Origin of the sequence: Larkinella terrae (assembly GCF_009668025.1) — a bacterium.
Classification (GTDB): Bacteria; Bacteroidota; Bacteroidia; order Cytophagales; family Spirosomataceae; genus Larkinella; species Larkinella terrae.
Genome location: NZ_WJXZ01000012.1, coordinates 57,378 through 72,271, shown reverse-complemented (window position 1 = coordinate 72,271; position 14,894 = coordinate 57,378). Strand labels below are relative to the sequence as shown.

12 protein-coding genes are annotated in these 14,894 nt (G+C 52.0%); 3 read left to right on the top strand and 9 right to left on the bottom strand.

The window, feature by feature from the left end; translation table 11 throughout:
• Positions 1–34: 34 nt before the first annotated feature.
• The 3 genes from GJJ30_RS18750 to GJJ30_RS18740 form a co-directional block, all read right to left on the bottom strand.
• The gene (locus tag GJJ30_RS18750; RefSeq protein WP_154176719.1) at positions 35–574 is read right to left on the bottom strand and encodes an RBBP9/YdeN family alpha/beta hydrolase; all 540 of its coding nucleotides are present in this window, start codon (positions 572–574) and stop codon (positions 35–37) included.
• A gap of 163 nt (positions 575–737) precedes the next feature.
• Positions 738–2,876, bottom strand: coding sequence for a M56 family metallopeptidase (locus GJJ30_RS18745; RefSeq protein ID WP_154176718.1), 2,139 nt, complete (start codon positions 2,874–2,876; stop codon positions 738–740).
• A gap of 40 nt (positions 2,877–2,916) precedes the next feature.
• Entirely contained in the window at positions 2,917–3,318 is a 402-nt protein-coding gene (locus tag GJJ30_RS18740) for a BlaI/MecI/CopY family transcriptional regulator (RefSeq protein ID WP_154176717.1), read from the bottom strand.
• A gap of 422 nt (positions 3,319–3,740) precedes the next feature.
• Between GJJ30_RS18740 and GJJ30_RS18735 the strand changes: the two genes are divergently transcribed.
• Complete coding sequence (locus tag GJJ30_RS18735) at positions 3,741–4,511, top strand: hypothetical protein (protein ID WP_154176716.1); 771 nt, start codon at positions 3,741–3,743, stop codon at positions 4,509–4,511.
• Positions 4,501–7,104: an AMP-binding protein gene (locus GJJ30_RS18730; protein ID WP_154176715.1), complete on the top strand. Its 2,604-nt coding sequence runs from the start codon at positions 4,501–4,503 to the stop codon at positions 7,102–7,104. The genes GJJ30_RS18735 and GJJ30_RS18730 overlap by 11 nt, the downstream gene beginning before the upstream one ends.
• A 17-nt stretch (positions 7,105–7,121) precedes the next feature.
• On the opposite strand, the gene GJJ30_RS18725 is transcribed toward GJJ30_RS18730, so the two are convergent.
• From GJJ30_RS18725 to GJJ30_RS18700, 6 genes are all read right to left on the bottom strand, one after another.
• The gene (locus GJJ30_RS18725) at positions 7,122–8,441 is read right to left on the bottom strand and encodes an MFS transporter (protein WP_154176714.1); all 1,320 of its coding nucleotides are present in this window, start codon (positions 8,439–8,441) and stop codon (positions 7,122–7,124) included.
• 107 nt (positions 8,442–8,548) lie between these two features.
• Positions 8,549–8,977, bottom strand: coding sequence for a DoxX family protein (locus GJJ30_RS18720; RefSeq protein ID WP_154176713.1), 429 nt, complete (start codon positions 8,975–8,977; stop codon positions 8,549–8,551).
• A gap of 181 nt (positions 8,978–9,158) precedes the next feature.
• Complete coding sequence (locus tag GJJ30_RS18715; protein ID WP_154176712.1) at positions 9,159–9,686, bottom strand: class I SAM-dependent methyltransferase; 528 nt, start codon at positions 9,684–9,686, stop codon at positions 9,159–9,161.
• A 4-nt stretch (positions 9,687–9,690) separates the two neighbouring features.
• On the bottom strand, positions 9,691–10,710 hold the full coding sequence (locus GJJ30_RS18710) for a GRAS family protein (protein WP_170299229.1): 1,020 nt from the start codon (positions 10,708–10,710) through the stop codon (positions 9,691–9,693).
• Positions 10,711–10,763: 53 nt separating this feature from the next.
• Complete coding sequence (locus GJJ30_RS18705; protein ID WP_205880584.1) at positions 10,764–11,888, bottom strand: lactonase family protein; 1,125 nt, start codon at positions 11,886–11,888, stop codon at positions 10,764–10,766.
• Between the two features lie 100 nt (positions 11,889–11,988).
• Positions 11,989–12,558 (bottom strand): YceI family protein, encoded by a 570-nt coding sequence (locus GJJ30_RS18700; protein ID WP_154176710.1) that lies wholly within the window; start codon positions 12,556–12,558, stop codon positions 11,989–11,991.
• A 263-nt stretch (positions 12,559–12,821) separates the two neighbouring features.
• Between GJJ30_RS18700 and GJJ30_RS18695 the strand changes: the two genes are divergently transcribed.
• Complete coding sequence (locus GJJ30_RS18695; protein ID WP_154176709.1) at positions 12,822–14,879, top strand: S9 family peptidase; 2,058 nt, start codon at positions 12,822–12,824, stop codon at positions 14,877–14,879.
• Positions 14,880–14,894 lie beyond the last annotated feature (15 nt).

Here is a 14,894-nt window from a genome sequence, read left to right as displayed (position 1 = left end):
ACGAAATTAACACCAACGTTCCGAAAACCCACCGTCAGGATTCCAATTCCTGGAGCAGCCGAAGTCCTTCGGGCCAATCGGTATGTCCCGAGTTGACATTGATGTGTCCCGCAGCCCCAATATTGACCAGTTTACTACCCCAGCTTTGGGCAAAGAGTGTGGCGCGTTCCAGCGTCACATAAAAATCGTTGATACTGGCGACCACAATGGAAGGAAAAGGGAGTTTTGAGAGCGGAATGGGCGCAAAACCGGTCGTTCCGGGCGGGTACGATTCGGCTTCCGTGTCGCTCGGCGCCACCAGCAAAGCGCCTTTGATGGGGCGGTTAAAAGTCTGCGCCCAATACGCAATGGTCGAACAGGCCAGACTATGCCCAACGAGCAGCACCTCGGCAGGAGCTCCGTCCATCACCGCCCGATCAATTTGATGAATCCAGTCTTCACAAACCGGAGCATCCCAATCTTGCTGATGAACGCGCTTAAAGTCAGGATAGTGGCGCTCCCAACTGCTTTGCCAATGTTGTTCGCCTGAGTTTCCCAAACCGGGAATGATCAGGACTCTGGAGGTGAAATTCATGGAAGGAGAGTAGACGATGGGTTTACAAAGTAAGTCCAATCGGTGCCAACTAGTTCCATCAACCGTTGAAATTGAGTCAATTAGCTGACCGGTTTTTCGTCCATTTATCCTAATAACATCGTTCCTGCCACTGACAGGAACGATGTTATTAGGATGAGATTTTCTATTTGGATAAACGGGAAACGTCCTGGTGATCCAGGAAAAATCCTGAGCCGGACATCTGAACGGGGCCGTAATATAATCCGGAGTTGGGCCGAACACCGTACTTTTTCCGGAGCTTTTCGTGTAACTCCGCAGACTGTTTTTTGCCGTTGACAATCAGCTCCGAATCACTCAAGCCGAACCACTCTATCGCCGTGGTAGAAGCCGTGACGCCTTCCTGAACCAGATCGGCCATGACACCGTACACCCGATCGACATCCGGCTGAATGCTGGCCTGATCAAACTCCCGCTTCTGCTTCAAACTAACAGGCGGGTTCGGCCCATTTGATCCTTGTTCCAATTGCCGAAAGTTGTCTTTTTCCGAAAATTGACCGGTATTTTTTTCGGAGGACTGGTTTGAATGCTTTTTCCAAAACGCATTGTCATTTTTTTCGGGAAATTGACTGGCGTTCTTCTTCGAGAACCAATCCGCTTTTTTCTCTGCGGATCGGTTTTCATCTTTCCCGACGAACAAATCAGTTTTCTTTTCCGGGAAACTGAACTCGTTTTTCTCCGAAAAAACCGGTTTTTCCTTGCCTGCAAACCCGTCTTTTCCTTTTTCCCGGTTGGCCTGTTTAGCCGCCATCGCCCGTTTCATTTCGGCCTGACTTTGGTCGTATTCTGCCCGGCCCTTGGCCAATCCCTGAGCTATCATGTTCCGCTTTTTTTCCAGCCGCTCTTCGAAGAATCGATCGACCCGCCGGAATAAATCGGTATACCGGGGAAGTTCCTTCGCGGCAACCGGCTGGTCATCAATGGCCAAACCCGTAACGGTTCCGTCCTGCTTGGTAATGGCGTATTTTTTGCCGTTCCCGTCGGTGGCCGTAATGGTCACGTGGCTGACGTTTTCAGCGTCGGAAGGATCAAACCGGAGCCTGGAGAAGCTGATTCCCTCAAAGCTGATCGTGTCGCTCGCCAGGGTCGTAACGGGTTTTAACTCGTTGGCAACCGGTTTTTTGGAAACCACCGACCGGGGTTTTGTTACCACAGCCTGCGCGGGTTTCGGATGCTGGACAACTGGTTTGTCGTGAGGAACCGGTTTGCGGAGCACAGTGGGCGATTTCGTTTTTTCTGTATCCGGTTTCGGCACGAACGTAAACGCCGTCATCCCGGCAATGGCCAGAACCAATAGAACTTTTTCAAGGCTGGTTAACGGCTGGTTTTCTTTCGAAAGCATCCGTTTCACCCGATTTAGCAAATGCGTCCGCCGGTTGGTCAATCCCATCGCGAAAGGCAGTGAATCCAGCTGAATTTCCTGAAACAAAACCAGCACTTCCAGGTAACTCTTCCGGTTTTCGGCCAGATTCATCACCAGATCGTCGCAACAGGCTTCGCGCTCTTCCCGAATCAGCGCCGAAATCCAGAGCAGGGCCGGGTTAAAGAAAAATACAGTTTCGACCAGGCATTGCATCAAGTTTACGAAGTAGTCTTTTCGGCGGATATGGGCCAATTCATGCAGCAGAACGGTTTCTGCCTGTTCCGGCGAGAGCGCTGTCAACAGACCAACCGGAACCAGAATCAGCGTCTTGAAATGCCCAATGGTTACGGGAACGTTCACCCGTTCCGATTCCAGTAGCCGGACAATCGACCGGATTTCGAGCGAGTTGCTCAGCCGCGCCAGTTCCGTTTGCCAGCGTTCGGCAGGTTGATGGATTTGCTGATGACGCAGCCGGTGCAAATGCCGCAAACCAGCGACGAATCGGGTGCTTTTGAAAACGAAACAGCCCGCCCAGATGAGGAAAATCCAGAAGATGTGGGTATTCAGAAATTCTACTCCGGTTTGTATAAAACTCATTTCCGGTTTATACGGTAATTCGGTAAGCCCTCCGTTTTTCGGTGTCGTGACTATAGAATTAATTGCCGTTGGGGAGTTGAAAGAAACGCCCAAAGGCTGGCTGTCGAACTGCCGGAAAAAGGTAAAACCGCAGCCCAGCACAAACAGGGCAATGACTAAAACCAGCAACCCGTACCGCAAACGAACGCCCGCTTTTGGCGTTGAAACGATAATGAGCCCGGCCACCGCAGCGGCCAAAATTCCCTGCCAGAGCGAGTGGACCAGCATCCAGCAGAATGCGTTCAGAATAGAATCCGTAGTGGACATGATGCGTTACTGATTTAAGTGTTCGATTAATACTATGTTGTTAAGGCGTATCCATTTTCCTGATCAGTTCCTTGATCGCTTCAAGTTCTTCCTTCGACGTTTTTTTGTTGCCAAGCAACTGGAGCATGAGATTACTGGCGGAACCGTTGTAAAGCGTATCGACAAACCGGTCGAGTAGGAGACTTTTGGTTTCACTTTCTTCGACTGCCGGTTCGTAGATATGTTTCATCTGGCTTTCATCGCGCCGAACCAGCCCTTTCTCGAACATAATCTGCATGAGCTTCAGGGTCGAGGAATAATTCACTTCCCGCTTCTGCTGATTCAGCTCTTCGTTGACAAACCGGACGGTCGAAGGACCGTGTTGCCAGAGCACCTGAAGGATTTCCAGCTCGGCTTTCGTCGGCTCCGGCGTCGAACTGTTTCTATTCTTTGGATCATTCATAATCCAAAGGTAGGAAATGTTTCGTACGAACAAATTATTAGCTAAATTTTTTCGAATCTCCATTTTTTCGGTTGTCTGGCAAGGAGGAGGAAAGAGAGGACTGAAAATCAGTGGGAGGGAGGCTAAAAAAAGAAAGCCAGACGACCTAAGTCACCTGGCTTCTGGTTTCACCCGATGGGTAAGGATAATTCACGCTTCCGTCTATATCCTTACTTCGAGCGAACTTATGCATCTATAACGACCGAATCGGGCAGATTGTTTTGAGATTGAAAAATAGCAGCAAAATTTTTCGGTTTTTTTCGCGAAAAAAAACCGGCACTTCTTAAAAGTTGGCCCCATACCGGCGAATGGCTGTGAACCACAACGATACTCAATCCGAAATATGGTAATATTGTATTCCCCAAACCCACGGCGAGTTGTTCATGGATTTATTTTTTGAATACGACATCGAGCGGCTTCGTCGCTACGCTATTCTTGGTGCCAATACCGGAAAAATAAGTATCGCATCGTCTCCGAGTAATCTCCTTCTTTCTTTTACGGACGTCGGCTATTTTAATTATTGCGTGTGCCACAATGCCGACCAATTACCGGAAATTGTCGGACAAGCACAGGCGTTCTACGCCGGTCAGCAAATAGCTCATCACAAAGTTCTCATCGACGAAGCCATCGGGGAAGAAGCGCACTACCGGTTTTTAGCGGATAATGGGTATGTATTGAGGGAGCGGATCATGGCGGTTCGCGATCCAACGCTTGAAAGCCGCCCGCAGCCGGTTCAGGATACCTTTCAGCTTGAGCCGGTATCGCAGGAAACCATTGCGGCATTTACCGCCGATTATCTGGCCGGATTTGAATCGGAGCAGAAGAATGCGGAGCCAGTGACCAACAATTTCAGGCAATTATTAGACAGTAAAGCAATCTCGTTGTTTCGAATCAAGAACCGAACCGAGCCGGTGGGTATTGCGGTTTTATACGGTTCGGGAATGGATTTTTTTCTGGCGGGCGGAGCCATCCTGCCGGCTTTTCGCAACCGGGGTTACCACACGACGGCCTTGCTGACGCGGCTTAACTGGGTGAATGGGCAGCCGGGCGTGCGGAGCATTATTTCGTGGGCGTATGATAATGGAGCCAGTTACCGAAATATGCTGAAAGTGGGTTTAGTGCCCTACAAATGTTACCGCGTGTATGAGCGATGAATTCCAACACCGGTGGACGGAAGTCGTTCGGCTTTACCCAGCCAAAACTGCCCTTTGTGAAGGAAACCGGCGGATTTCCTACGAAACGTTACACCATCGCGCCAATCAGTACGCAAACGGGCTGATTGAACAAGGCTTTCATCTGCAGTGCATCCCGGTTTTGCTGGACGATCCCGTTGAACACGTCGCGGCTTTGTTGGGAGTTTTGTTGTCTGGTAATTATTATCATTCTGTTCGGATTTTGTCCGCCGATGACCTGACGGTTTTGCTGGATTCACGGTCTTGCCCGGCCCTGATCAACGACTTGCCAGTGGTTTTGCCAGATCGTCCAACCCTGCCAACGCTTGTTCCGGATCAGTTTCAAACCGACGGTTCCGCGCTGATTTCCCCCCCGCTTGTCCTGCCGGAGAACCCTTTCTGTCTTTTTACTACTTCGGGCAGTACGGGCCAGCCCAAGCAGGTGATTCATTCGCACCAGAGTGTTTTAGCCGACACCTACCGCCAGATAACCGACAACGAAATTACGTCGGACGACCGAATCGATCTGTTGTTTTCGCTCGAATTCAGTGCGTCGCTGGCCTGCCTTTTCCCGGCTTTCCTGACGGGCGCTACCCTGGTTTTCCATGACCTGAGGAAGGAAGGTGTACTGAGTTTACCAACCTTCTGGGAACGGCAAAACATTACCTTTAGTAGTTTGTCGGTCAGTACCTTTCGGATGTTATTAAAAACGGATGCGGATTTTAAAAAGCTTACCGGCTTGCGGTTTCTGTCCATTGGGGCCGAACCTGTCCGGCCAGCGGATGTTTCCGGTTTTCAGGAGCGGTTTTTCATAAATACCACATTACAAGTAGCTTATGCAACAACGGAAACCCGTACGATTTCGGAACATAAGGTTCGGATTGATACGCCGGTTTCGGAGCAGCTTTTCTCGGTGGGCAAACCCGTATCGGGTCGGGCAGTTTCGATCCGGTCGGAAACGGGCGAGATTTTACCTCCGAATCAGGTCGGTGAAATTACGGTTCAGGCCCGATTTATCCCGTCGGCGTATCCGACTAATCGGGATGCCAGCTTGCGGGCCTACCAACAATTGCCCGACGGAACGGTGCAATACGCAACGGGAGATCTGGGTTTTCTGGACGCCGACGGTTATTTGTTCTGGTGCGGGCGAACGGATTTTGTCGTCAAGATTAACGGACAGAAAGTAAGCCTGATCCAACTGGAACACGAACTAAAAAACGAGCCGGGTGTGAAAAACGCTGCGGTTATTTACGACACTTCACAGGCAGCGCGTTGCTTTCTGACCGCCTTTTTGTGTGTCGAACCGGATTTTGAATTAGCCGTTCTGAAACAGACGCTGGCACAACGCTTGCCGCTGGTCATGCTGCCGGATCGGTATATACTACTCGATGCACTGCCACTGACGAAAACCGGGAAAGTAGATCGCATGCGTTTAGCTGCTCATCCGGTGACGGAAAACCCAATTGCCGATAATTCGGCGGATTCAGCCGAAAATCCGACGGATCTGGTGGCGCTCATCAAAGCCATCTGGCAACGGGAACTGGGTTTAACGACGACTTTATCCGATTACGACGATTTTTTTCAGGACCTCGGCGGGGATTCGCTGACGGCCGAAAGTTGTCTGGCTGCGCTGGAAAACCGCCTTGGCAAAACCATGCCTGTTCATGCGGTTTTTTCCTACACGACCCCCAAGGCACTGGCGTATTACATCACCGGGTACAGCCAGCACCGGGTGCAGTGTATTCCGTTAAATAAACCCGAACGCAACCGCAAAGCAGTTTATTTTATCCCGCCTTTACCGGGCGAACGCCGGATGTATCGCTGGATTGAGAACCTCCTGAACCTGCAATACAATCTGTATTTTGTTCATTATGAGCCTTATACCACCGAAGGAAACCTCATTGCGTTTCCGGAACTGATTGAACAGATCGCGCAGGCCATTCCGCAACCCGCCGAAAGTGTGTTGATCGGTTTTTCGTTTGGCGGCTTGGTTGCGTACCAGGTCGCGCGGGCGCTGGAACAGTCGGGACGGCCCGCTTTGAGTCGATTGGTTTTGCTGGATACACCCTTGTACCGCCGGATTACGTTTCGGGAATCACTCCGTAATGATGCATATCGGATCGGCCGAAAGGTTGTTGAAGAACTGCGATCAAAACAACGAGTTGACTGGAAAGCCGGATGGCAGCGAATAGTGGCTCGGTATCGCAAACGATTCAAAAACCGCTCGGCAAAGCCCGTAATGATCAGCAGATCAATTAGTTGGCAGGAATCCTGTTTGGCAGCGGTGCATCGGTATACGCAACAAATTACTGTAGCGGTTCCGGTTTCCTGTCCGATCGTGCTTTTTAGAGCGACTCAAACCGTTGATTTTCAGTATGAAATTCGACCGGATTTTCGGTGGCAATTGTATACCACGGCCGGTTTTGAAGAACACTTTCTGGAAGCTTACCACGGCCAGGTTTTGAATTCGACCAATAGTCACATCATCGGAACGATCCTTTGCGAACGGTTATATTCGAATCCTGCGAAATCCGGCGATGAGCAGAAACCGGTCCGAATAAAACGTGGGTTATAACCAGGTGGTGAATTGCCTCATTCCACCACCGCTTCTGCTTTCGCCAGCGTCTGGTATTTCTCGGAGAGAATCCCGTACGATTTCGACCGCATGGCCAGCAGTGTAATCACCAGCCCAACCAGTCCGGTAACGGTAAACAAAAGCGCCAGCCCGCGGGCGCTGCCGGTTCCAAACCACGACCCGATCAGGTGGACACCTGCGCCGGTGGTCATGAACGGGATAAAGATCAACTGCGCGATCGGGCCAATGATGAAAGCAGTAATGGGCGAAGCCGCCTGCTCGACGCTTTGGGCAAAACCGAACACGCGGCCCTGCCGCTCGGGCGAAATCAGCTTCTGAATGATGGTTTGCTCGGCCGCTTCCTCGACCGGAATCAGGCATAAATACACGAACATACCCACCGCCAGTGGCACGATGGATGCCTGAATGGTGAAGAAAATGCAGACCGTCCACATGACGATGTTGGCCAGAAAAAGCGTTCGCAGCGGCTGAGGTCCCAGCCCTTTCCGGGCAACGACGATGCCGCCCACGATAAAACCCAGACTCAGGAATCCCCACAGAAATCCCCAGACCTGCACCGAAACCAGTGATAAACCGTAGGCATCCATCAGTGACATGAAAACTCCGCCCAGAAAGTTGTTGAACGTGTTGAAGAAAATGAGCGCCAGCAAACCGGGAATCTGCTGCACGGATTTCAGCGTACCCCGAATGTCGAGGTGGTTGGTTTCGGTATGTGTATCGATCGCTTTTGGTTCAGGAATCGAAATGGTCCAGAGATGAAAGATGGCTAAACCAGTCAAAATCAACGCAATGATTAACATCCAGGAGATTCCCAGAAAACCGATGATCAAGCCGCTGAAGAGCGAAGCGACCAGAAACGATACGCCGTTGGCCGTACCGACCAGACCGTTGGCTTTGTCCCGCTCGTCTTCGTCGATCAGAATGGTCACCAGCGTCGAAAGTGCGATAGTGCGGATGTTACCAGCGATGGCACCCATCAGTCCGAGCAGGATAAACACCCAGAGCGCCGGGCTCGACGGATTCGAAAAAACGGTCGTCGGAGTGGCATTGTACAGGATCAGGGCGAGCAGATAGGCCGCCAGCGAGCCCAGACTCGACACCATCATGGCGGTTTTTTTGCGGTTATGATCGACCAGCGATCCCAGAAAAAACCCGGAAACGGCCACCGTGCCGAGGTAGATTCCGGCCATGACCGACGTGGCAACCACCGACTTGGTTTCGAGGTATAACCAGAACGTCAGCGCGAACCAGACGCAGTTGTTGGTCAGGGAAGCGGCCAGCGTATTGGCCAGAATGGCGTAAAAACGTTTATTCATGTAGTTGTTGTTCCTAATGGGTAATGGCCTGAAAAGGTGGTTGGAATCTGCACGTCGGCACAGATTCCAACCACCGCACGGAATCGAATTCAGTTGGGAAACGCAGTTTAGCTAAGAACCGTTTGCAGCGGTTTCTGGTTTCGCTGACCGGTTTTTGTGCTTTCGGAAAAAGCGGTTTTTTCCTTTTTGTGGTAAAACACGTAGGAAGCGGCTCCGATGCCCACAAAAATCAGCATGGGCGCCCAGTTGGCTACGGGAATACCGGAGCTGGCAATGCAGTAGGTCGCGCCAATCAGGTCGATGAACAAACCGGCATAGGCCCATTCCTTGAGCCGCGCAAAACCGGGAACCAGAATGGCAACGACACCCAACACTTTGGCCCAGCCGACGAACGGCACGAGGTAAGCGGGCAGCCCCATGTCTTTAAAACCAACCACAGCCATGTCCATAACCAGCACGTCCGGAATGGCCGAACCCAGCATGATGAACGCAAACAGACCCGTAAAAACCCAGTACAAAATTTTCGTCTTTTTCATGGCTCTTTGTTGTTTAATTGGTTGAACAGTACAAAGTTACCACCTCATTCTGACTTTGATGGCGTGTGAAAACGGCAACGTTAGGGGGTAATTACGACAATATTTCTTTAGAAGAAAGAGAAGAGACAAGAGAAGAAAGAAGGGGCTGGTTTTATGCTTTCAACCCGGTTTTTGCAGAGGATCAGGTGCGCGTAATGAAGGCCGCGTACATGTTTCCGGTGCCGTAGCGCGAAGGTCGTTCGCCCAGCTTTTCAATGGTGCTGTAACCGGCTGTCGTAACCAATCGGGTTAGCGAAGCAAAGCTGATGGGATACGGCACCCAGGTCGGAACTGGTTTGTCGGTATCGTATTCGACGATCAAAAACCGGCCATTCGGTTTCAGATACGTCTGGAGCTTACGGAGAAAACCGGGTTTATCCGCGACGTAATGCAGGGCGTTGGCCATCAGAATCCCGTCCAGCGCCGGAAGCTCCAGCTCGTCCCGAACAAAATCCTTCTGCCGTGGCACCACTTCGACCCCATTGGGCCGGATTTCCGGTTTCAGCGGATTGTTTTGGTCGAGGGCGTAAATACGGCTGCCCGCCGGTAAATAATGAGCCAGCGCAAACGTGAACAAACCGGACCCGCAACCCAAATCTGCCCAAACCGAGGGCGTTGCCGCGCTAATCTGGTCGTTTCGAATCAATTGAATGGCTTCGGAGAGTTGCATGGGGTCAGCGGCTGGTTGCCTGAAAAATCGAAAGCACATTTATCCCCTCGTGTTCCATCGCCAGAAAACCGCCCGGCTGCGTTCGCAAACGAATAGGCGAGGGGGGCAAATTGACCGGAATGTCGAATTCCGGAATCAGTCGAAAACCGCTTTCGTGCAAATACTGAATCCACTGCCCGGCTTCCTGGTGTTTCTCGAACCGATGATCGTCGGGATTGCCGACAACGTCGTCGATTTCGCGCCCGAAAAACATTTTCAAGCCGTTTTTGGCCGTGGGGTCAATGTCCAGACCGTCGATGACGCCAAATGCTGCGCCGTAATGGCTATAAGCATTCAGTGTCCGTTGACGCCAGTCCGGTTCCAGATGGTCCGAGTGCGGTTCGGTCAGCAGGAATAAATCGGGTTGCAATGACCAGAGTTGCTGAAAAAGCGCCTGCCGCTGCGGAGCCGTGGGCAGGTGATGAACCGTGAGGGAGCTGTTGATCACAAACCGGTCGTATTCCGTGGGCAGTGTCCGGGCCAGCGCGTCGGGCGCCAGCTCTTCGACCAGGGAGATCAGCGGAACGAATTCGACGGCAAACGGGGCTTTGTCGGCGGTGTCCCGAATCTGCGTTTCGGCAAAAGCAACGGCTTCGGCAAACGGTTCGACGCCAACAATGGTCAGTTTTTGCAGGCGGTTTTCGGTTTTGATCAGCTCGTCGAACAGCCGCACGATCTGAATTCCCCGCCCAATTCCGACGTCCATCACCACGGCTTTTTCGGCGGTTTTCAACGCGTTTACCATCGCCCGATTCGTGATGGCGTGGCTCATCACCACAAACGGCATCCGGTTGATCAGCACATCGAACAGCACAATCTGCGGAATCTCAAACCGCTGCAAATACAGGTGCTCGTGCGAGTTGGCCTGCGGCTGAACGTGATCGCGAATGGCTTTCAGAAACAGCGCGTCCAGCAACAATTCCGGTTGGGTTTCAATTGCCAAAAGATGGGCCTGCAACTGCTCCTCCAGTCCGGATAGAGCCAAAGAAGCAAATTGATTATGCAGAGAATCAAGCAGTTGGCTCAGTTCCGTTTTCGTCATTTCACCGTAAATAACTTCAGGCAAACCGGCGCAGGCACTTTGATCTGGTGGCCCGTCGGCGTCAGTTTACCGGTTTTGCCGTCAACTTTATACACCACAATGTTGTCCGTATCCTGATTGGCGGCAAAGGCGTATTCCCCTTTGGGATCGATCAGGAAATTGCGGGGCGTTTTCCCCTCCGTCGGCTGCTGCCCGATGAGCGTCGGTTTTCCGTCGGCGGCAATCGACAGGATCGCCAGCGCATTGTACCCGCGATTCGATTGGTACAGAAACTTGCCTTTCGGGTCGGTATGAATGTCGGCGCTGGTGTTGTTGCCGCTAAAATCGGCGGGCAGCGTTTTCACGTTATCCTCAAGGAGCGTCAGGGCACCGGTTTTGCTGTTGAGCGCAAAGGTAGCCACCGACGAGGTCAGTTCTTCCACCAGATAGAGGTATTTGCCGTTGGGGTGAATCGTGATGTGGCGCGGTCCCGAACCCGGCGAAACGCTGGCGTAGGGCGTTGCGGCCGGTTTTACCTTGCCCGATGCCTGATCGAACTCGTAAATGTAAACCTTGTCGGTGCCGAGGTCGCAGACGTACACAAACCGGTTGTTGGGCGAAACCGTGGCCGAGTGAATGTGCGGTTTTTCCTGCCGTTGGGCGTGGGCGCCTTTGCCTTCGTACTTCAGCGTGTCGGTGGCGAGGCCCAGCTTGCCGTCGTTCTGGATTGGCAAAACCGTGAACGTTCCCCCGCCGTAGTTCGAGACAAACGCGAGTTTACCGGTTTGGTCGATGGCGATGTGGCAGGGGCCGCGGCCGTGCGACGACTGCTGGTTCAGCATCGTCAGCTTACCGGTTTTGGGTTCGATGGCGTACGAACTCACCCCGCCCGAGTTGGCAGCCGCTTCGTTGACCGAATACAGGTACTTGCCGGTGGGATGAATGGCCAGAAACGACGGACTTTTGGCGTTGGAAACCGTCTGGAGTTGTTTTAGCGAACCGTTGGCGCGGTCGAATTCCAGGACGTAAACCCCTTCGCTGCCCCGGGTCGAGTACGTTCCGACGTAAAGAACTTCTTTGGGCGATTGCGCGCGGGTCATAAAGCTTAAAAGGAGTGCGGTTACTACGAATAGTTTTTTCATGAGTCAGGGGAATAATCAGGTCACAAAGCTAACAAAAAGGACAAGCCGTTGGTGGCCTGTCCTTTTTGTCTTTGCGTAAAAGTGGATTCGTGCGAACGACTTATTGCTTGCCAAATTCGGCGTTGGCGCGGAGGGCAATTTCGTCACTGACAACCGCTGTGGTCATGTTGGGTCCGATGCCGAAATCAGAGCGTTTGATCTCACCGGTAATTTTGAAACCGGCCACGTCTTTTTTGCTCATCGGGTGCTGAATCGGGCCGTTGAGCGTCACGTCGAGCGTAACGGGTTTGGTCACGCCGTGCATGGTCAGATCGCCGGTCACTTTATACTTTTTACCTTCTACTTTCTGGAACGTTTTGCTTTTAAACGTCAGGGTTGGAAATTTGGCCGCATCGAAGAATTTGTCGCTTTTCAAATCCGAATCGCGCCGTTCGTTGTCGGTGTCGATGCTATTTACGTCGGCCGTCAGTTCAACCACGGCGTCCGAAAAATCGGGTTTTGAGGAGGTAAGGGTCGCGTCGAATGTCTTGAAATTACCATCGACTTCCGAAACCAGTAAGTGCGTAACGGTAAAACCGACTTTGGCGTGGGCTTTATCCAGTTTCCAGGTTTGAGCAAAGGTGGCTACTGATGCAAAGAGAAATGCCGTAAACAGCGTGACTTTTTTCATAAAATTTCAGGATTTGATTAAAAATAGCTTGGTTTTAGAGCGCCTAATAATACTAAAAAATCCTTGTATCTACATGTAAAATAATTATTTTCTTTGTTGGTGAGCCCAAACCGGTGCCGCACAAACCGCACCGGTGGACGCAAATTCGATAAACCGGTTTTCGGTCCAGCCAATTCGCTGTTGGTTATCTGGGAGAAAAAAGTAATTTTTGTTTGCCGGAATCATCCCGGCCCAATTCATCAACCTAAACGACGCATTGATTCATGCCAGTCAAGATTTGCCTGCTTTTTTGCCTGCTTACCGGGCTTGTTTACGCCCAAAAACAACCCTTCACCGCTGCTCAATTATTCAAAAACGAAAAAACGGCCGTTCTGCAAACCCTGCCGACCGCAGGCTGGGCCGACAATACGCATTATCTGCTCACGAAAAACGGGAAAACGGTTATTGTCGACGTGAAAACCGGTCAGGAAAAAGAAAACAAGGTAGACGGGGAAAAAGTCATGTCTCCACCCAGTATGCCATCAAATGCAAAAGGTTCTCAAAACCTGACTTTTTCACCCAATCAAAAATGGGCTGCTTACACACGTGACGGAAAAAACCTCTACCTGACTGACTCGACCGGCAAGGAAAAACAACTCACCACCGACGGTTCCGAAACGGTGTATAACGGCTATGCCGCCTGGGTGTATTGGGAAGAAGTGCTGGGCCGGAGTACACAGCACAAAGCGTTCTGGTGGTCGCCCGATAGTAAGTATCTGGCTTTCATGCGGTTCGATGAGGCAAAAGTGCCGGTTTTTCCGATTGCCGGAGCAACCGGGCAACACGGGTATCTGGAAAGCCAGCGGTATCCAAAACCGGGTGATCCGAATCCACTGGTGAAAATGGGAATCGTGGAAGTGGCCACCGGAAAAACCGTCTGGGCGGACTACGACGCCAATGCCGACCACTATTTTGGAATGCCCTTCTGGACACCCGACTCGAAATCGCTCTGGATGCAGTGGAAAAACCGGGGGCAGGATGTGTTGAAGCTGGTTGCGGTCGATCCGGCAACGGGCCGCAAAACCGAGCTGGTCAGCGAAAGCCAGAAAACCTGGGTCGACTGGCTGACGACGGTTCATTTCCTGATTGACGGCAGGCAGTTTATCCGCCAGAGCGATGAATCCGGCTGGATGCACCTGTATCTGCATACGATGGACGGAAAGCTAAAAAATCCGGTTACCAGTGGCGCGTATACGGTTACCGGAGTTTCCCACATTTACGCCAAAAACGGACTGGTTTATTTCACCGCCCGCAAGGAAAATTCGGCCCGGACGGACCTCTATAAAGTGAAACTGGACGGCAAAGGCCTGCAGCGGCTGACGTTCGGGGAGTTCAGTCACCAGGTGCAGTTTTCGCCCGGCGGCAACTATTTCATCACGACCTATTCCAATTTACAAACTCCGCCCAAAATGGCGCTGCTCGACAACAACGGCAAGCTGATTCGGGAACTGGGCGATGCGAAAGGCACCGATTTTGATAAGTTCAGCGTTGCCAGAACGGAATTGGTGCGCGTGCCGACGGCCGACGGTTTTCAGTTGCCGATAACGATCAAATACCCCACGAATTTCGATCCCAACAAGCGCTACCCGGTTTTGATCAGTATTTACGGCGGGCCCAACGCCGGTTCGGTGTACGACCGCTGGGCGTATGCCGCCCCCTCGCAATGGTATGCGCAGGAAGGGTTGCTGCAAGTTGCCATCGACCACCGGGCGTCGGGCCATTTTGGCAAAACCGGTCAGAATTTCATGCACCGGAATCTCGGAAAGTGGGAAATCGACGATTACAGTACCGCCGTGAAGTGGCTGATTGACAAGGGCCTGGCCGATCCGAAGAAAATAGCCATCACGGGCGGAAGTTACGGCGGTTACGTAACGGCTTTGGCGTTGACGCGCGGAGCGGGCGTCTTTACGCACGGAATTGCCAACTTCGGCGTCATGGACTGGTCGCTGTACGACAGTGAATACACCGAGCGGTTCATGGACACGCCCGCCGAAAACCCGGCCGGTTACAAAGAAAGCTCCGTACTGACCTACGCCGATCAGTTGAAGGGCACCCTGCGGATTGTCCACGGAACGATGGACGACAATGTGCACATGCAGAATTCGATTCAGCTGGTCGACAAGCTCGAAAACCTGAACAAACACTTCGAGTTCATGGTGTATCCCGGAGCACGACACGGTTTTGGCACCACTGGCAAGGCCAAACACGCGCAGGCCGAAACTGCCCGGTTTATTTACCAGTATTTGCTGGAAAAACCGTTCCCGGCGGAGGTTTGGCAGTGAAAGCTTTCGGTGCTT